Annotated in this window: 19 protein-coding genes and 1 pseudogene; 11 read left to right on the top strand and 9 right to left on the bottom strand. The window is 39.6% G+C overall.

Annotated elements, in window-relative coordinates:
- The 4 genes from HT734_RS02210 to HT734_RS02225 all read left to right on the top strand — a co-directional run.
- A partial coding sequence (locus HT734_RS02210; protein WP_173308465.1) for a CPBP family intramembrane glutamic endopeptidase occupies positions 1-357 on the top strand: 357 nt, incomplete at its 5' end.
- 69 nt (positions 358-426) lie between these two features.
- Entirely contained in the window at positions 427-723 is a 297-nt protein-coding gene (locus HT734_RS02215) for a bacteriocin immunity protein (protein ID WP_169435149.1), read from the top strand.
- A gap of 132 nt (positions 724-855) precedes the next feature.
- Positions 856-1,842 (top strand): rhodanese-related sulfurtransferase, encoded by a 987-nt coding sequence (locus HT734_RS02220; protein ID WP_020902652.1) that lies wholly within the window; start codon positions 856-858, stop codon positions 1,840-1,842.
- A gap of 121 nt (positions 1,843-1,963) precedes the next feature.
- On the top strand, positions 1,964-2,824 hold the full coding sequence (locus HT734_RS02225; RefSeq protein WP_173277697.1) for a DUF4299 family protein: 861 nt from the start codon (positions 1,964-1,966) through the stop codon (positions 2,822-2,824).
- A gap of 222 nt (positions 2,825-3,046) precedes the next feature.
- On the opposite strand, the gene HT734_RS02230 is transcribed toward HT734_RS02225, so the two are convergent.
- The 5 genes from HT734_RS02230 to HT734_RS02250 form a co-directional block, all read right to left on the bottom strand.
- Positions 3,047-4,111 carry a DUF6574 domain-containing protein gene (locus HT734_RS02230; protein ID WP_173277695.1) on the bottom strand — a complete coding sequence of 355 codons (1,065 nt, stop codon included), beginning with the start codon at positions 4,109-4,111 and terminating at the stop codon, positions 3,047-3,049.
- 57 nt (positions 4,112-4,168) lie between these two features.
- Positions 4,169-5,080, bottom strand: coding sequence for a DUF4097 family beta strand repeat-containing protein (locus HT734_RS02235; protein ID WP_153192723.1), 912 nt, complete (start codon positions 5,078-5,080; stop codon positions 4,169-4,171).
- Complete coding sequence (locus HT734_RS02240) at positions 5,073-5,666, bottom strand: DUF1700 domain-containing protein (RefSeq protein WP_153192721.1); 594 nt, start codon at positions 5,664-5,666, stop codon at positions 5,073-5,075. The genes HT734_RS02235 and HT734_RS02240 overlap by 8 nt, the downstream gene beginning before the upstream one ends.
- Positions 5,653-5,979, bottom strand: a complete 327-nt coding sequence (locus HT734_RS02245; RefSeq protein WP_049551925.1) for a PadR family transcriptional regulator — start codon at positions 5,977-5,979, stop codon at positions 5,653-5,655. The genes HT734_RS02240 and HT734_RS02245 overlap by 14 nt, the downstream gene beginning before the upstream one ends.
- A 138-nt stretch (positions 5,980-6,117) precedes the next feature.
- A complete protein-coding gene (locus tag HT734_RS02250; RefSeq protein ID WP_153192719.1) occupies positions 6,118-7,284 on the bottom strand; it encodes an MFS transporter in 1,167 nt (388 codons plus the stop codon).
- Between the two features lie 150 nt (positions 7,285-7,434).
- On the opposite strand from HT734_RS02250, the pseudogene HT734_RS02255 reads away from it, so the two are divergent.
- Together HT734_RS02255 and HT734_RS02260 are read left to right on the top strand one after the other, a co-directional pair.
- Positions 7,435-8,486 (top strand): annotated as a pseudogene (locus tag HT734_RS02255) (glycosyltransferase family 2 protein).
- A 53-nt stretch (positions 8,487-8,539) separates the two neighbouring features.
- A complete protein-coding gene (locus HT734_RS02260) occupies positions 8,540-10,390 on the top strand; it encodes a nucleoside-diphosphate sugar epimerase/dehydratase (protein ID WP_173277693.1) in 1,851 nt (616 codons plus the stop codon).
- Positions 10,391-10,496: 106 nt separating this feature from the next.
- On the opposite strand, the gene HT734_RS02265 is transcribed toward HT734_RS02260, so the two are convergent.
- From HT734_RS02265 to sdaAB, 3 genes are read right to left on the bottom strand one after another with little or no spacing between them, the layout of a single operon-like run.
- Positions 10,497-11,129 (bottom strand): HAD family hydrolase, encoded by a 633-nt coding sequence (locus tag HT734_RS02265; RefSeq protein ID WP_173277691.1) that lies wholly within the window; start codon positions 11,127-11,129, stop codon positions 10,497-10,499.
- Between the two features lie 21 nt (positions 11,130-11,150).
- Entirely contained in the window at positions 11,151-12,023 is an 873-nt protein-coding gene (sdaAA, locus tag HT734_RS02270) for an L-serine ammonia-lyase, iron-sulfur-dependent, subunit alpha (protein ID WP_049509903.1), read from the bottom strand.
- An 8-nt stretch (positions 12,024-12,031) separates the two neighbouring features.
- On the bottom strand, positions 12,032-12,703 hold the full coding sequence (sdaAB, locus tag HT734_RS02275) for an L-serine ammonia-lyase, iron-sulfur-dependent subunit beta (protein ID WP_000838909.1): 672 nt from the start codon (positions 12,701-12,703) through the stop codon (positions 12,032-12,034).
- Positions 12,704-12,942: 239 nt separating this feature from the next.
- On the opposite strand from sdaAB, the gene HT734_RS02280 reads away from it, so the two are divergent.
- Entirely contained in the window at positions 12,943-13,590 is a 648-nt protein-coding gene (locus HT734_RS02280) for a LysM domain-containing protein (protein WP_173277689.1), read from the top strand.
- 50 nt (positions 13,591-13,640) lie between these two features.
- On the opposite strand, the gene HT734_RS02285 is transcribed toward HT734_RS02280, so the two are convergent.
- Complete coding sequence (locus tag HT734_RS02285; RefSeq protein ID WP_173277687.1) at positions 13,641-14,504, bottom strand: helix-turn-helix transcriptional regulator; 864 nt, start codon at positions 14,502-14,504, stop codon at positions 13,641-13,643.
- A gap of 409 nt (positions 14,505-14,913) precedes the next feature.
- On the opposite strand from HT734_RS02285, the gene HT734_RS02290 reads away from it, so the two are divergent.
- The 4 genes from HT734_RS02290 (at position 14,914) to HT734_RS02305 (ending at position 19,248) form a co-directional block, all read left to right on the top strand.
- A complete protein-coding gene (locus HT734_RS02290; RefSeq protein WP_033684457.1) occupies positions 14,914-15,471 on the top strand; it encodes a hypothetical protein in 558 nt (185 codons plus the stop codon).
- A gap of 305 nt (positions 15,472-15,776) precedes the next feature.
- A complete protein-coding gene (locus HT734_RS02295; RefSeq protein ID WP_153196097.1) occupies positions 15,777-16,364 on the top strand; it encodes a hypothetical protein in 588 nt (195 codons plus the stop codon).
- 149 nt (positions 16,365-16,513) lie between these two features.
- Entirely contained in the window at positions 16,514-18,622 is a 2,109-nt protein-coding gene (locus tag HT734_RS02300; RefSeq protein ID WP_173277685.1) for a bacteriocin-associated integral membrane family protein, read from the top strand.
- Positions 18,619-19,248, top strand: coding sequence for an ABC transporter ATP-binding protein (locus HT734_RS02305; protein ID WP_173277683.1), 630 nt, complete (start codon positions 18,619-18,621; stop codon positions 19,246-19,248). The genes HT734_RS02300 and HT734_RS02305 overlap by 4 nt, the downstream gene beginning before the upstream one ends.
- Positions 19,249-19,305: the final 57 nt, after the last annotated feature.

The following is a 19,305-nucleotide window of genomic DNA, read 5'->3' on the forward strand; positions in this document are numbered from 1 at the left end:
GTATTGATCGGTTATAGTGGGACCAACTTTGCTGAGCTAGGTATCTATATAACTTTGTTCTTTCTGACTCCACTTATGGAAGAGCTAATCTATAGAGGATTACTGCAACACGCCTTTTTTAAGCATTCGAGATTTGGCCTTGATTTGCTTCTTCCGTCAATTTTATTTGCTCTTCCTCATTTTTCAAGCCTGCCTAGTTTGTTAGATATCTTCGTCTTTGCAACATCTGGCATCATCTTTGCTAGTTTGACCCGCCATACCAAGAGCATTTATCCTTCCTATGCGGTGCATGTGATTAATAATATTTTCGCGACATTACCATTTTTGCTGACTTTTTTACACAGGGTATTTGGGTAAAATATTGGTACGAGAGTTAGGAATGATATTTTATCAAATTTATAAGTGAGTTTCAGGAGGTAAATGAGTATGACACCATTAAAATGGTTTGCTGGAGGAAGTGAAAGACGTTGTGAAGCCATGACGATCATAGATCATCTATTGGAAGATATAAAAGATACGCCTCAACTGACTCCTTTGAAAAATCTGTTAGTGAGTTATAAAAGACGATTAGAGGACGATGGGACCTCTACTCCATTTATTTTGAGTCAAATGAACGTTGACCTTGCGCGCGTATTGATTGATAACAAGCTAAGTTTGTCAGAAAGTCAAGCTGAGCAAATCAAAAAATTGAGAGAATTATCAGCTATTCGCTATGGCTACTGATGAAGTGTAGTGACAGGTCGCTTTCTAAAAATTTCCAGTCAAATAAATTGCATTCGTTTTCTTAAGCAGGTATACTAGTATAGATAGATGAAAAATTCTGAAAATTTAAGAATAGAAAAGAGAACAAATCTTATGGCAAAAGATATTCGTGTCTTACTTTACTACCTTTACACTCCAATTGAAAATGCAGAGCAATTTGCTGCAGACCACTTGGCTTTCTGTAAATCAATCGGCCTTAAAGGTCGTATCCTAGTCGCTGACGAAGGAATTAACGGAACAGTTTCAGGTGACTACGAAACAACTCAAAAATATATGGACTACGTTCACAGCCTTCCAGGAATGGAAGATCTCTGGTTCAAGATTGACGAAGAAAATGAACAAGCCTTCAAGAAGATGTTTGTTCGCTACAAGAAAGAAATTGTCCACCTTGGTTTGGAAGACAACGACTTTGATAACGACATCAACCCACTTGAAACAACAGGTGCCTACTTGTCTCCAAAAGAGTTCAAAGAAGCCCTTCTTGACGAAGATACAGTTGTCCTTGACACACGTAACGATTACGAGTACGACCTAGGACATTTCCGTGGAGCTATCCGCCCAGACATTCGCAACTTCCGTGAGTTGCCACAGTGGGTTCGTGATAACAAAGAAAAATTCATGGACAAGCGTGTCGTGGTTTACTGTACAGGTGGCGTTCGCTGTGAGAAATTCTCAGGCTGGATGGTCCGTGAAGGCTACAAAGATGTCGGCCAATTGCACGGAGGAATCGCAACTTACGGTAAAGACCCAGAAGTCCAAGGCGAACTTTGGGATGGGAAAATGTACGTCTTTGACGAGCGTATCGCCGTAGATGTCAACCATGTCAACCCAACCATCGTAGGGAAAGACTGGTTTGATGGAACACCATGTGAACGTTATGTCAACTGTGGAAATCCATTCTGTAACCGTCGTATCTTGACATCAGAAGAAAATGAAGACAAGTACCTTCGTGGATGCTCACACGAGTGCCGTGTTCACCCACGTAACCGCTATGTTTCAGAAAATGAATTGACACAAGCTGAAGTGGTCGAGCGCCTAGCCGCTATCGGTGAAAGCTTGGATCAAGCAGCTACTGTATAAGATCAAACAGTCCTCAGGGGCTGTTTTTCTATGCTTTTTACTCAAAAATCTAAAGTTTGTTTCTGTATCTTTCAGGAAAATAGGGTATACTATATGTAAACGATTTCAAAGGAGTCCAGTTATGACGAAAACATTTTTTATTCCAAATAAACAGAGCATTTTAGGAGAACAGGAAATTTTGACTGCCAAGTCTACCTTGGCCTTGCTAGATGGTTTGGAGTCGCATAGTTATGATGCTATCTATCTCCGTCAGCCACTTAACCGTCTCGAGTATATCGAATGTGCAATAGTAGGGCAATCACAATTTCTCTTTAAGGTCAGTTATGCTGATGGTCAAAAGGCCTATCGTGTCGATCTTCCTGACCTACTAACGCAGACAGACTGGCAGATTATCAAATCATTTTTAGATGCTCTGATTGCTTATACAGGAACTGAGATTGAAGGGCTAAATGGTTTTGACTTTGAAGCTTATTTCCAAGCAGGTATTCAAGCTCATCTGGCAGACACTGCAGCCCGTTTTACGATTTGCCAAGGAATTTTTAATCCTATTTTCTTTAGTCATGAGGACTTGAAAAGTTTTTTAGAGGAAGATGGATTAGCACAGTTTGAAGCGCGTGTGCGTGCGGTTCAAGAGACAGATGCCTACTTTGCAAGAGTTTCCTTCTATCAGGATGGAGAAGGCCAAGTGCACGGTGTTTACCATCTAGCTCAAGGCGTCAAGACTGTTTTACCGATAGAACCATTTGTTCCTGCAGCCTATATTGAGCAATTGCTGGATAAGGAAGTGCAGTGGGAAATTGACTTGGTTCAAATCACAGGAGATGGCTCTAAACCAGAAGACTATGAAGCTATCGCTCGCTTGGACTATGCAAAATTCCTAGAGTCACTACCATCAGCATCTTACCATCAACTAGATGCCAATCAATTAGAAGTGCAATCCATCTTGGGACAAGATTTTAAAGCATTAGCACAAGAAGAGTAAAGCAGAAGCAGGTCAATCGACTTGCTTTTTGGCATAGAAAAATCCTGCCATGAAAGACAGGATTGCTACTCAATGAAAATCAAAGAGCAAACTAGGAAGCTAGCCGCAGGCTGCTCAAAACACTGTTTTGAGGTTGTAGATAAGACTGACAAAGTCAGGAACATATATCTACGGTAAGGCGAAGCTGACGTGGTTTGAAGAGATTTTCGAAGAGTATGAAGTTTAAAGAAAGGCCAAGATACGAAGATAATCCCCAATTAGTGCCACTTCAGCTACAAAGAAGAGGAGGATAATGACTCCGTTCACAAGGACAGACAAGAATAATTGATAGAAGGAGTCGGTTTCACTTGCTTGACTTGGTCTTGTAATGATATGGAGACTGGCAAGCAGAATGATTCCAATGCTAATCACACACAAGAGGGCTGTAAATCGCAGGCTGTCAAAGAAGGCAAAGAAACTAGCAGTGGCAGTGAGGAAGATTGGAATTGCCAAGAGTTGGCTATATTGTTGGACAACCTTTTCTAGCGTCCAGTCTTTTTCTTGGTGGATAAATCGTCTCACAACGAAACTACCCAAGATGAATGAAAAGAAGAAGAGTGTTGTTGCTACTAGGATAGAGATAATCGAAAATAGATTTAATGAAGCAAATTGTTCAGGGAAGTGATTATGCATAGTTGCTATATGTCCATAGTAAGCATGTTTGATGTGGTAGATACTAAAGAAAAAGGAAGATGCAGAAAACAGAATGAGCAAGAGAAAGGCTGTGTAGCTGTGTGTGCTACTTGTTTCAAGCTTGCTTGTAGGAGATTTGAGAGCTTCCACTAGCCAAGACCAAAAATCAAGCACTTGCTCTTTCCATCTATCTGTAGATTTTTGAGTTTGGTCGGGAATATAAGGACTTTCTAAGGATTTACTGATAAGAAGGGGCTCTTTCGTGGTTGGTTTTTGCTGAGGAAGTGCTTCTTGACTCTCTTCAGCTATAGTGACTTTTTCGGTTTCACTAGGAAGGTCTGACTCTTCTTCAGTAGAATAGGATGCCTTCTTTTCTTCTATTTCTGTTCTCGCTTCACCGTCTTCAGGAGTTTCAATTTTCTCTTCTTGCTGGCTTTCCAATTCGACTTCAGCTTGAGAAACTTCCTTCTCTAACTGAGTATTTTTTTCAATTGGCGTATCGAGATCGGCTATAGTTTCTTCAGCCTTGTCTGCAACATCTTGGACTTGTTCATCAGGCTTGTTCTTGCTTGTTGTTTTTACAAAATCATTACTTTCAAACCATTCTTGTTTCATGGTAGAACCTCCTTTTTAGTGGGTTATGTGTCATAGTGGTCGATATAAATAGGTTTATTAAGGTCTGTTAGCTGTAGTTTCAAGACTAATATAATCATCAGCCTTAGCGATGAGTTGACCTTTTGCATCAGTTTTTTCAGTTTTGTAAGGGTTGCTTAATTCGTTGGGGTGGCGTTGACTCTCATCTCTCGATAACTGATAAATAGGACCATGGTGACTCGAGAGGTCTAAGTTAATTTCTTGGCTTTCTTTTTGAGTTAGCATGATACTGAGCGCATTTTTAGAAGATAGTTCTACTTTACCATATACTTTAATATTTTCAGCGTGGAAGTGCTTCTCTGTTGACTCTAGCTGACTATCTGTAAGGTCTGTATCAAAGATATTGACGATATTAGGGGTTGTGAGTTTACTGTTTTTGATACGACTTCCTTCAATTCGGAGGAGATAGCCATTTGTATTGAGAGTTGCATTTTCAAGACTAGCATTTATGATGGTGGTTTGTCTGCGATTGGCTGAGATGTTGATTCCTTTTAGGCTTCTTCCTTTTGGTAATTGGAGAATAACTTCATCAAAACGACTAGAGTAGCTGCTTGCGATATGGAGAATCCCGCCAATTCCAGAAGAGAGAAACGGACTTTTAGACAGTTTCTTATCAGTGAGGCTTAGCGTTTTATCGTTCTGATTTGTGACAAGATCATGGTTAGCAGAAATAGATGGATGATAAGAAATGTGGATTTGATCATCCAAAGAGTCCGTGATGGTCAGCGCGTGTTGGTGGAGCGTAATCTCTAGGTTTTCGACTTCCTTGCCAAATGTCAGCTCTTCCATCCGACTATCATAGACAGGCTCTTTGGACATGGAAAGTAGGCTCTTAATCCCGTCAGATTGGATTCCTACAAAGAGCAGGATAAAGCCGATAACAGTAGTCACCACACCAAAGATGAGAAATCCTTTTGTCAATTTACGCATGCTGATCACCTCTCTTTCCTTTTTTGAGAACAAATTGTACCAGGCGAACAATGAGTAGGCCGAAGAAGCGAGCTACATAGGAAATACCTAGTAAAACCAGAGAAGAAGCACCGATAGCCAGTAAACCAGAACCGAAAATCAAGATAAAGGCTGATTTAGCTTGGGCGAGGACAGTGAAACTTTCAACTAAAAATAGGAATCCGCCGATGATACCAAGTATGGAAATCGCAAAGAAAGCCAGAATGACAGTCAAAGCAGCCACAAGGATTGCGAACAGGGACACGAGGATGGCGATTCCCAGAGGAATACCGATGGGTGCTGCAAGGAGAGCTAACAAGGCGATATGCAAAATTTGTCGGTTATTCTTTTGAGTGGGTGCCTCATTGATTTTTTTATCGAGGAGATTGGAGAGAACTTCGTGGGCTGCTTCTTTTGGAGTTCCCAAGCTAGCGATGAGTTCTTCTTCTCCTTCGACTCCAGCATCGTCAAAGAGTTCCCTGAAATAGTCCATGGCTTCAATTTGGTCAGCCTGAGGCAGTTTTTTGAGATAGAGTTCTAGCTGAGTCAGGTATTCAGTTCTTGTCATGGCGGATACTCCCTTCTATGATGCCATTAATGGTGTCTGTATAGAGTGCCCATTCATCTTTTAGGGTCACGAGCTGTTCTATACCACCATTTGTCAAGGAGTAGTATTTGCGCATGCGACCTTGGAACTCTCTAGAATAGGTTGTCAGAAAGCTATTGCTTTCCAATTTTTTTAGGATAGGATAGAGTGTAGATTCTTTGATATTAGCGATCAGCTTAATGGTTTGGCTAATCTCATAACCATAAGAATCATCCTGCTCCAGTACGGCCAAGATGAGAAATTCAATCAAGGCAGAGGATGTTGGAAAGTACATGGGGAACCTCCTTTTCTAATGTGTAAGATTTTTATATATAATTTTTCTACACATACATTGTACATCTAAAAGAAAGCCCTGTCAAGAGAAATGTGTAAAATTTTTATATATAAAAAACTTCTAGGAAAAACTAGAAGTTTAGAGGATTTTATCGGCTTTGTCCACTGTAAAGAGGGCCATAGTCATCAGGATATCGACGAGCAAGAGGGTAGCTACAGCTGGTACCCAAGAGTGGAACAGGTCAAAACTGTAACCAAAGAGGGTTGGCCCAAAGGCTGCTAGGATATAGCCTCCTGTTTGAGACAAACCAGACAATTGAGCAGTCTTTTCAGGGGCGCTTGTCTTGAGTGAAAAGTTGACCATGAGATAAGGGAAGAGGGCGCTAGTTGCGGTTCCGATGAGGAGATGGATGGCAAGCCAGTAAAAGAAATTACCGATTGGGAAGAAGAGCATGGAAATGCCGACCACACCAGCGAGTGAAACCAAAGTGAGCATGAGCTGACGGTTGCGAGTAGATAAGCTGGTTGTTAGGCTTGGGATAGTCATTGAAAAAGGAATGCTAATCAGAGAGAAGATAGAAGTCAGCAAGCCAGCTTCGTGACTGGATAGACCTGCATGGATGGCCATGGTAGGTAGCCAAGTCATAGCGGTGTAAAAGAGCAAGGATTGAAAACCTGCAAAGACAATCACTGCCCAGACCTGTTTATTATGCATGACCTTTGTTTTGCTTTTTTGTTTGGTTTGTGGAGCCAGTCTGTGATTATAGCGGTGATTAGGCAGCCAGACCAAAAAAGTTGCTAGGCAGAGCAGGGTGAGGAGGATGATAAGCCCTTTCCAAGAACTGGCTTGTGTAATGGGCACGGCTAGATAGGAAGCCAGAGCCGTCGCAATCCCCATAGAAGTTACATATAAGGTGGTCAGAAAACCAATCTTCTTTGGTTGATTGGCTTGGATAAGACTAGGAAGCAGAACATTGATGACTGCGATGCTTGCCCCAACCATCAAGGTTCCTAGATAGAGGAGAGGCAGATTGATTAGTCGAATGAGAGAACCGATGGTCAAGAAGAAGAGGCTGTAGGTGAAGAGATGCTCCAAGCCAATTTTCTGAGCCAATCGGGTAGAAAAGAGCGAGAAGAGAGTAAACATGAGGAGGGGAAGGCTGGTCAAGACACCAAGTGAACTAACTTCTACCCCCAGACCTTGCGAAATATCTCCCAAAATAATGGGTAAAACAGTAAATGGAGTCCGCAAGGAAACACCAATCAGGATAATACCTGGAACAAAAAAGAGTGATTGCTTTTTCATATAATACCTCTTCTAGCTGATTTTAATAACAGCTTATTTTAAGGCTTTTTCCCTATAATGTCAAGTAAGGTTTCTGGCTTTCAAGATAAAAATAGGAAAGTCTTGAAAATTATGATAAAATAGTGGAAGGAAAAATTCAGGAGAGTAGTAGTGACTCAAAATGTTGAAAGTCTTCTCGTATCCATTGTAATCAGTGCATACAATGAAGAAAAATATCTGCCTGGTCTAATTGAGGACTTAAAAAATCAAACCTATCCTAAAGAAAATATTGAAATTCTATTTATAAATGCTATGTCTACAGATGGGACAACAGCCATCATTCAGCAATTTATAAAAGAAGACACAGAGTTTAACTCAATTAGATTGTATAACAATCCTAAGAAAAATCAAGCTAGTGGTTTTAACCTGGGAGTTAAACATTCTGTAGGGGACCTTATTTTAAAAATTGATGCTCATTCAAAAGTTACTGAGAGTTTTGTAATGAATAATGTGGCTGTTATTCAACAAGGTGAATCTGTCTGTGGGGGACCTAGACCGACGATTGTTGAAGGAAAGGGAAAATGGGCAGAGACCTTGCATCTTGTTGAGGAAAATATGTTTGGCAGTAGCATTGCCAATTATCGAAATAGTTCCGAGGATAGATATGTTTCTTCTATTTTTCATGGGATGTATAAACGAGAGGTTTTCCAGAAGGTTGGTTTAGTAAATGAGCAACTTGGCCGAACTGAAGATAATGATATTCATTATAGAATTCGAGAACATGGTTATAAAATCCGCTATAGCCCAAGTATTCTATCTTATCAGTATATTCGACCAACATTCAAGAAAATGCTGCATCAAAAGTATTCAAATGGTTTGTGGATTGGCTTGACAAGTCATGTTCAGCCTAAGTGTTTATCATTATTTCACTATGTTCCTTGTTTATTTGTTTTGAGTCTTGTGTTTAGTCTAGCATTGTTACCGATCACATTCGTATTCATAACTTTACTATTAGGTGCTTATTTTCTACTTTTGTCATTACTCACTTTGCTGACTTTATTAAAACATAAAAATGGATTTCTAATTGTGATGCCCTTTCTTTTATTTTCCATTCACTTTGCTTATGGCCTTGGGACGATTGTAGGTTTAATTAGAGGATTTAAATGGAAGAAAGAGTACAAGGGAACAGTAATTTATTTGGAAAAATAAGCCAAATAAATTAAAATATGCTACAATAACAATATAGTAAAACTCTTTTAAGGAGGAGTAAATTTCTATGAATAAAAAACTAACAGATTATGTGATTGATCTGGTGGAAATTTTAAATAAACAACAAAAGCAGGTTTTCTGGGGAATATTTGATATTTTGAGTATGGTGGTTTCCATCATTGTATCTTATATTTTATTTTATGGGCTGATTAATCCAGCACCTGTTGACTACATTATCTATACGAGTCTGGCCTTCCTGTTCTATCAATTGATGATTGGATTTTGGGGATTAAACGCTAGTATTAGTCGTTACAGCAAGATTACGGACTTTCTGAAAATCTTTTTTGGTGTGACTGCGAGCAGCATCTTGTCATATAGTATCTGCTATGCCTTCTTGCCACTTTTTTCAATCCGTTTCATCATTCTCTTTATCTTGTTTAGTACCTTCTTGATTTTATTGCCACGGATTACTTGGCAGTTAATCTACTCTAGACGCAAAAAAGGAAGTGGTGATGGAGAACACCGTCGGACCTTCTTGATTGGTGCTGGTGATGGTGGGGCTCTCTTTATGGATAGTTACCAACATCCAACTAGTGAATTAGAACTTGTCGGTATTTTGGATAAGGATGCTAAGAAAAAGGGCCAAAAACTTGGTGGAATCCCTGTTTTGGGTTCATATGATGATCTGCCTGAATTAGCCAAACGCCATCAAATCGAGCGTGTTATCGTTGCGATTCCATCGCTGGATCCGTCAGAATATGAGCGTATCTTGCAGATGTGTAATAAGCTGGGTGTCAAATGTTACAAGATGCCTAAGGTTGAAACAGTTGTTCAGGGACTTCACCAAGCAGGTGGAGGATTCCAGAAGATTGATATCACAGACCTTTTGGGCCGTCAGGAAATTCGTCTTGACGAATCGCGTCTGGGTGCAGAACTGACAGGTAAGACCATCTTAGTCACAGGGGCTGGTGGTTCAATCGGTTCTGAAATCTGTCGCCAAGTTAGTCGCTTCAATCCTGAACGCATTGTCTTGCTCGGTCATGGGGAAAATTCAATCTACCTTGTGTATCATGAATTGATTCGTACATTCCAAGGGATTGATTATGTACCTGTGATTGCCGATATTCAAGACTATGATCGTTTGTTGCAAGTCTTTGAGCAGTACAAGCCAGCTATTGTTTATCATGCGGCTGCCCACAAACACGTTCCGATGATGGAGCGCAATCCAAAAGAAGCCTTCAAAAACAATATACGTGGAACCTACAATGTTGCTAAGGCTGTTGATGAAGCCAAAGTACCTAAGATGGTTATGATTTCGACAGATAAGGCGGTTAATCCACCAAATGTTATGGGAGCAACCAAGCGCGTGGCGGAGTTGATTGTCACTGGCTTTAACCAACGTAGCCAATCGACCTACTGTGCAGTTCGTTTTGGAAATGTTCTTGGTAGCCGTGGTAGTGTGATTCCAGTCTTTGAACGTCAGATTGCTGAAGGTGGTCCTGTAACGGTGACAGATTTCCGCATGACCCGTTACTTTATGACCATTCCAGAAGCTAGCCGTTTGGTTATCCATGCTGGTGCTTATGCCAAGGATGGAGAAGTCTTTATCCTTGATATGGGCAAACCAGTCAAGATTTATGATTTGGCCAAGAAAATGGTCCTTCTAAGTGGGCACACCGAAAGTGAAATTCCAATCGTTGAAGTTGGAATCCGCCCAGGTGAAAAACTTTACGAAGAACTCTTGGTATCAACCGAACTTGTTGATAACCAAGTTATGGATAAGATTTTCGTTGGTAAGGTTAATGTCATGCCTCTAGAAGCCATCGATCAAAAGATTGAAGAGTTCCGAACTCTCAGAGGAGATGAGTTGAAACAAGCCATTATCGCCTTTGCCAATCAAACAACCCACGTTGAATAAAAAAAGAAAACGCATATTATCAGGTCTTGAACCTTGGTAATATGCGTTTTGTTATGTAGAAGCTTGCCTCATTTTCTTCTGAAATGGTGTTGTCGCCCAGTCTATATTATTGAAAATACTCCAAAATTTCTAAGGGTTTGTGGGTGATATAATCAGGTTGATAGTTTAGTAAATCTGCCTGCTCTCCAAATCCCCAAGTGACTGCCAATTTCTGAATGCCTGTTTCTTGAGCTCCCAGCATATCAAACTTGGTATCACCGATGATGATGACTTGTTCAGGATTTAGTTGATGTGTCTGCAAGGCTTGGCGAATGACATCTGCCTTATGAGGTGCTTCAGGGCTGGAACCATAAATGCCATCAAAGAAATGATAGATTCCTAAATTTTTAGCCATGTCTTGAGCGGTTGGAGTATTTTTTGTCGTGGTGATGTAGAGTGGATAACTGCTCGATAGCTCCTCAAGCAAGTCTACAATCTGAGGAAAGAGTTGAGCTTCATGGATGCCTTTTGCCTTGTAGTAAGAACGGTATATCTGGACAGCCTCAGCGATTTGTTCTTTGGGCAGGCAGGTCGCAAAACTACTTTCGAGGGGCGGTCCCATAAAACCACGAATCGTTTTGGCATCAGGGCTAGGCACTCCTAGCTCCTTAAAGGTATGGGTAAAGGCATTGTGAATCCCGATAGAACTGTCAACGAGGGTTCCATCCAGGTCGAAAAAGATAGCTGAGATAGAGGTCATGATTTCTCCTATTTGATAAGCTTATTCTCCGAAAATTTCTTTTTGGAGGCGACGACCAGTAGGGGTGGCAGCAAGTCCACCTTCAGCTGTTTCACGAAAGGCAGTTGGCATGCTTGAACCCACTTGGTACATGGCATCGATAACTTCATCCACAGGGATTTTAGATTCGATACCTGCCAAGGCCATGTCTGCTGCGATGAAAGCAAAGCTAGCTCCCATGGCATTGCGTTTGACACAGGGAACTTCGACCAAGCCGGCAACAGGGTCACAGATGAGGCCCAGCATATTTTTAATGACAAAGGCAATAGCCTGACTAGCTTGGTAGGGTGTTCCACCTGCAGCCAGAGTCAAGGCGGCAGCACTCATAGCAGAGGCAGAACCGACTTCGGCCTGGCAACCACCCTCAGCACCTGAGATAGAGGCATTGTTTGCGATGACTAGTCCAAAGGCACCCGCAGCAAAGAGGAAATCTAGCTGTTGCTCGTGGCTGAGGTCTAATTTTTCAATAGCAGCAGTGAGAACGGAAGGGAGACAGCCAGCACTTCCTGCGGTCGGAGTAGCGCAGACCAAGCCCATTTTGGCATTGTGTTCATTGACTGCGATAGCATTTCGGGCAGCAGAGAGAATCGTGTAATCTGACAGAGTTTTTCCGTTTTTGATGTAGTGATCCAATTTGGCAGCATCTCCACCTGTCAGGCCACTACGAGATTTATTTTCATTGAGGCCAAGTTGGACAGAGGCTTTCATGACTTCCAGATTGCGTTCCATGAGAAGGAAGACTTCTTCACGTTCGCGACCTGTCAGTTCAAACTCTGTTGTAATCATAAGTTCTGCGACATTTCCTTGAAAGTCCAGATCTGCTTGCTCGACCAATTCTTTGATAGAATAAAACATGCTTCCTCCTATTTAAAGAAATTGACATTGTGGAGATGAGGGATTTTTCGAATTTCTTCGATGGCCTCATCACAGTTGCGACTGTCGACTTCTATAATCATGATAGCTTTTTCACCAGCTTTTTCACGAGTGACATTCATCTGGGCGATATTGATATCATAGCGAGAAAGGGCCTCTGTTACGAGGGCAATCATACCTGGAATATCTTGATGAACGATGATGATAGTCGGTGTATTCATATTGAGAGAAACGGCAAAGCCATTGAGTTCGGTGACCTGAATATTTCCTCCACCGATAGAAATACCCGTCACGCTGATGGTCTTGTGGGCATTTTTAACGGTAATTTTAGTAGTGTTTGGGTGAGGGGCATTGCTGTCTTTCTGAATGGTCCAGACAATCTTGATGCCGCGCTTGTGGGCAATTTCCAGGCTGTTTGGGATTTCAGGATCATCTGTATCCATGCCTAAAATACCAGCAACAAGGGCTAGGTCTGTTCCGTGACCGCGATAGGTCTTGGCAAATGAGTTAAAAAGTTGGAATTCGACTTCTGTCGGAGTATCATCAAAAATGGAAGAGACAATCTTCCCAATACGAACAGCCCCAGCGGTATGACTACTAGATGGGCCAATCATAACTGGTCCGATGATATCAAAGACAGATTGAAAACGAAGTGATTTCATCAGTTTCCCCTTATAAAAATTCTTATCTCTATTATATCAAAGAATGAAGGTCTTGGCTTTAATTGTGGATGAAAACCTTTTTACACTACAAATATCATAAAAAAGCATCTTTTGTAACAAAAAATAGCTTATTTAGGGAAATAAAAAATAATTTTGTAATATTTCTACATAAAAGTGTCAAGAAACGGTAATATTTAAAGGGTATGATAGAACTATAGAAAGAAGGAGAATTTTCAAATATGAAATCAACAACTAAAAAGATTAAAACAACTCTTGCAGGAGTAGCTGCCTTGTTTGCAGTATTTGCTCCATCATTTGTATCTGCTCAAGAATCATCAACTTACACAGTTAAAGAAGGTGATACACTTTCAGAAATCGCTGAAACTCACAATACAACTGTTGAGAAATTGGCAGAAAACAACCACATTGACAACATTCATTTAATTTATGTTGGTCAAGAGTTGGTTATCGATGGTCCTGTAGCGCCTGCTACAACACCAGCGCCAACTACTTATGCAGCACCAGCTGCTCAAGATGAAACTGTTTCAGCTCCAGTAGCAGAAACTACAGAAGTAGCAGAAGAAGCTCCAGTGGCAAGCGAAGCGGTAGCAGAAGAAACTGTTGTATCAACAGAAGCTTCAACACCAGCTGCAACTGTAAGCGGATCTGAAGCAGAAGCTAAAGAATGGATTGCTCAAAAAGAATCAGGCGGTAGCTACACAGCTACAAACGGACGTTACATCGGACGTTACCAATTGACAGATTCATACTTGAACGGTGACTACTCAGCAGAAAACCAAGAACGTGTAGCAGATGCCTACGTTGCAGGACGTTACGGTTCATGGACAGCCGCTAAAAACTTCTGGCTTAACAACGGCTGGTATTAAGAATTAACGAACAGAATAATATGAAAAGGTCGAGGAAATCCCTCGACTTTTTATATTTTCTTCGGTTGATAATATGTCTCTACTTCCTTTTTGAGATGAGACAGCATAGAAGTTTCCTCGGTTAACTCTAGAAGTAAGAAACCTTTTTGGATAAGTTTAGAATCGTCTGTACAAATCCCGATACGGACATAGCAGATAGCAAGCATATCGTAGCTTTTCTTGTTTTTGGCATCCTCCAGTAAAGTGTAGCAGATTTGCTTACACATGTTTTTATCTTGATTGTATAGATAGAGTGTGGAAAGGTTTAATAGAATTGTCATTCGCAAGTCATATAAATGTTGATAGTTTTTATAGACTTCTAAGCGTTGCAAGATTTTTCCAGTGATGAGATGGAGGTGTTCAATGGGCAAGCTGAAAAGGATGGTATTGAGGATTTTTAGGTCACTTTCATACCATGTGTCTTGTTTTTCAATTTTTTCCCAAAGCTTTTTGATAGTCTGTTTCACTTGGTCTGATAGTTGCTCTGTACCATGTTGACGGATATGAATGACAACTTCCAGCATATCCCTGATTTCTTCTATAGGGAGGTCATGATGGGTCTTGAGATAGTTTTGGCATTTTTGAAATAGTTTTTCGAGTTCACTAGTCCCTAGGATTGAGCTCATATTGAGATAGGTTTGCATGATTTCTGTTCGTTGGCTCGGTTGATAGAGATGGCAGATATAGTCAAACTCTTCAAAACTCATATTGATTTGCCGAAGAAGAAACTCCATATTTTCATATTTGGGAGTTACCTTGCCACTTTCAATCTTTGATAGGCTGGTTCTTGAGATGACATTTCCACAGACCTCTTCTTGGGTCAATCCTTTTGACTCGCGTATTTCTTTATAGACCTTTCCGAAATCATAACGCATAATTTTCTCCTTTTCGTGAAAAAAGTTAACAAATAATAAAATCCTATTAAAAATATTTTATCATAATAACAGGAATAGTAAAAAAGAAAGCTAAAATAATGTGTGAAAAAAGTTAACTAATTTTAAAATAGAGTAAAGAAGAGGTATACTATAGATACAAAATACAGATAGGAGGAAAAAAGTATGAATAAAAAAGTTTTTCGCTTTTTAGTTGTTCTTGCTTTCTTATTCAGCATTGCTACGGTTTTCCCATGGAAATGGCCGATGTGATGAGTTCGTTTTTAATAAAGAAGGAAGGTGAGTCCAATGGATTATTTTTAAATAATGTATAATAGGGGAACTAAAATTATATTTTTAAATTGCTTTTATGACAATTGAATAGAATAACCGATAGACTGGAGGTAGAAAGATGTTTAATAGATTGAGTAAAAGTTTAAGTTTGTTGATGATTATCACGATGTTGAGCGCAGTGTCAATACCTAGCTTTGTGGCTTATGCGGATGACAATTCATCACCTAGTATTCAATTGACTTCCGAAGAAAGAGAAATAGCATCTGAATTTCGTTATTTATTTGAAATTGCTAGTTACTTGGATGAAAATGGTAATCGAGTGATTGATATGGATGCTTTACAACAGACTTATGGTAAAGCACAAGCTCCTTATATAGCGGAGGGAATTCGAATATTATCGGATCCAAAGGAAACAGATATAGTTCTGTCGAATATGAAGTCTGATTTTTATTCTAGGAGTTGGATGAGTTGTATGATGGATTCAACTATAGACTTTTTAGGAATAAATTTATTAACAGATATATTCGGTGGAGGTCTGGGAGGGCTATCAGGACTTATTCAAAAGAAAGCGTGGCCAAAGATTGCAAAATTGGTATTAAAATCTACCGTAAAAACTTCTGGTGCGGCAATTTTAGCTACTTTGTCATGGTATAGTTTAAAATGTTTAAACCAATAAAATATACAGTAACGGTTTGCACTATCTTAGCCTATATTATTTGGTTTAGGATGAGGATAAAATTAACTGATTTAATTGAACTTTTTATTGTAACACTGATGACTGAAAATTTTATTTTTTATTTTTTCAATGATAAAAAGAAAAAATAAGACTCTCTCTTGCTTACTAAAGTTAATAAGCTAAAGTTACCTCATCTAATTTAGCTAAATTTAATGTAGTTGTTGTTCTAACTTCAATATACCATAATATAAGTCGTCCCTACCCTATGTTGATTAGATTAAACCGATAAATCAGGAGGTTAAGCGATGAACTACAATTTAAAATATCTCTTATCAGGAATATTTGTCCTAGTCTTTATAGGTTTCCTAGTCTGGATGCGTTATTTTAATCAGAAGAAGGAAGAGGAGCATTCAGATGTGTCTTTTGAAGCGAGGTTAGATAGTGAAGTCAAGACCTTATATAAACAACTAGGATTGGGTGAGGAACCTAACTATTTCTTAGCTTATCGCTACTTACACCCTTGGTTTAATCTAGCGATTTTACCACCAACGGTTGAAATTTTCTTAACTAAAATTGCGCTGGTGATGGTGACTCCAGATGAACTACTGATAAGAAATCTTGGGAATGGGATGACTTTCACAAGTGAGCACCATCGTGATTTGCGACAAGGACTTATCCGCATTCCAAAATCAGAGATGAAAGAATTTGAGATTCGCAACTGGAAAAGAGTTTTTATATTTGGCGATTTTTTGACAATTAAAACAAGCCAACATAGCTATTATTTGCAGGTTAGAGATGATGGACTTCAAAAAGGAAGTCTTTCTACCAAACACTTCTCCGACTTGAAACGACAAGATTTTCTCGGGTTATTGACAGATAAACGGACATTCTGATTGACAATTGCTCAAAAAATTAACCTCTAAACATTCAAAAACCACATAGTGTTTTCAGCCTTGAACATAATCAAGCTGAGAGAATCACTGTGTGGCTTTATTGGAAAGTTAGTTTTTCCCAGTTTAGTCTCTTCACGGGAGGTATCTCTATGAAAAAAATCAGTCATCTTTGTATGTTTCTGCTGTTGCTGTGTACCACTTTTTTTGTTTTTAATGTAAACTACACACGTGAAGCAGTTCGGATTCGGGAAATGGGAAAGACTGTAGATTCTTTGGATTTGTATTTGAAAGATATTAACGAACCTGCAGCGTCTGTTCTTCGATTTTTTGAGGATGTATCAAAGGAGTACAAGGTCTCCATCATCAAAACAGACAGTGGTGATGAGGTAATCAAGTCTGGTGTTTTTGATAAAGATACCTTCCCCTACCAAGAGTTTGGGATTTCTTCTCTTGATTTTACCACAGATGGTGAAGGAGTCTACAGTAATAAAGAAATTTCTAATAAACTTGGTACGATTCCGACCTTTCTAAAAGCCAAGCCTATTCAGCTTATAACTTTTCAAACCTATATCAAGGATACATCTCGTAGTTTAAATGGTCGCTATACGATAACTTCTACACAAGAGATGGATAAGGATAGGATTGTACAGAAATGGAGCGATTTTTTCAAGATAGACCAGGCTACCTTGCTAGAGCCTACCTATAAAAGTGCAGTGGAAGTCATAAATCGAGATTTGCTTTTATCTGCCATTGTTTTTGTCTTGGCTATTTTACTTCTTGTGTTAGTAACAGTTTATCAGCCGATGATGGAGATGAAACGAGTGGGGGTTCAAAAGTTACTTGGTTTTCAAAGCGGAGCGATTTTAGCTGGTTTTGTAAAGACTAATTTTTATCTTCTCTTGGGTGGAAGTCTTGTCATTGACTTGGGACTATTTTTAGTGCTGGACTACAGGCCAAAACTTCTGTTCCCAAGTTTACTCTTATCCCAATTTCTGCTTTTACAGTTGTATTTGTTCATCAGTTGGCTGACCTACCTGATGATTCAGAAAATGACAGTTAGTTCCATGTTGAAAGGTTTTTCATCTGTCAAACTTGGTCTCATCTTCAATTATGTGATGAAAATAGGGACAACTATTTTACTGACGGCCTTACTGATTGGGGTAGGCAGAAGTCTAGAACAAGAAAACAAAGAACTTGCTTATCAGCAACAGTGGGTAAGCCAAGGGAATTACTTGACCTTAGAAACCTTCCAACTCAATGATAACCTGTGGCAAGAAGAGCTAGCAGGGTCAGGGAAATCTACAGATTATTTCTACCAATTTTATCAAGATTTGCTAGCAAAAATACAAGTAAATTATGTGCGAAGTGCGAGTCTTCCTATCAAACCAGTCATCAAAGCTGAACAAGTACAGCAGTACCAACTGCCTGATAAGGTAGATGTTTACTATGCTAATAGCAATTTTCTAAAGAGCAAGGGATTCAAGTTACCAGATACCAGCACTAAAAAAGTTATTTTAATGCCAGCCAGTGATAAAGGACAAGAAGGTAAGAATCAGTTCTTGGGAAAATCCATCGCCTATCTTTCTCTGAGGTATGAAGATCAGCAAAAGCAAAGGATAGAAGATATGGATGTAGAGATTGCCTACTATGAAGGAGATTGGTCATTCTTCCCTTATAATAATGAGCGAAAGGAAAACCTCCACAATCCAATTATTAGTCTGGTAAATGATCAAGACATGATGTGGGAAGAAAAGACTCGCTTGTCAACGACAGGTTTAAACAATCCTATGAAAGTTGAAAATACAGAACAAAATCAAAAAGTGATTACGGAGTTAGTTGAGAAATTATCAGATGGGAATTATTTAAAATTTTCATCGCTTCAAGCCATTCAACAAGAGAAAGTAGATTCTTATCGAGATGCAGTTCGAAATCTTAATATACTCTTTGCTTTGTTTGGTCTCCTTAGCATGATGATTTCCTACTTCTTACTAGTAACAACTTTCTTATTGAAGCGCAGGGACATCATTACCAAGAAATTTATGGGGTGGAAACTGGTCGATCGCTACCGCCCTCTTCTAGTTCTGCTCTTGTTGGGCTATAGTCTCCCTCTTCTAGTATTGATTTTCTTTGCCCATGCGCTCTTGCCACTCCTGCTGTTTGCAGGCTTTACATGTCTGGATATACTATTTGTGCTAGTCTTGGCTTCTAGGATGGAGAAAAGAAGTCTAGTAGAATTATTGAAAGGGGGCATCTTATGATTGAGTTAGAAAATATTACCAAAACCATTGGAGAAAAAGTGATTTTGGATCACTTGTCTCTCAGGATTGATCAGGGAGATTTGGTTGCCATCGTTGGAAAAAGTGGTAGTGGTAAGTCAACCTTGTTAAATTTATTAGGTTTGATAGATGGTGATTATAGCGGACGGTATGAGATTTTTGGTCAGACAAATCTAGCGGTTAATTCTGCCAAGTCACAAACAATAATCCGTGAACATATCTCTTATCTGTTTCAAAATTTTGCCCTGATTGATGATGAAACGGTCGAGTACAATCTCATGCTGGCGCTGAAATATGTGAAATTGTCCAAGAAAGACAAGCTCAAAAAGGTGGAAGAGATTTTAGAGAGAGTAGGTTTGCCAGCTACTTTGCACCAAAAGGTCTCCGAGTTGTCTGGTGGCGAACAACAACGAATTGCAGTGGCTAGAGCCATCTTAAAACCCAGCCAGCTGATTTTAGCCGATGAACCGACAGGTTCGCTGGACCCTGAAAATAGAGATTTGGTCTTGAAGTTTCTCTTAGAGATGAATAGAGAGGGGAAAACAGTCATTATCGTGACCCACGATGCTTATGTAGCTCAACAATGTCATCGTATCATTGAATTGTGAAACGGGATGTAGCTATGTTGTCAAAAATCTTCTAACTTGACTTAAATTATAAAAGGT

It is taken from the genome of Streptococcus sp. k-90 (genome assembly GCF_013277565.1).
Classification (GTDB): Bacteria; Bacillota; Bacilli; order Lactobacillales; family Streptococcaceae; genus Streptococcus.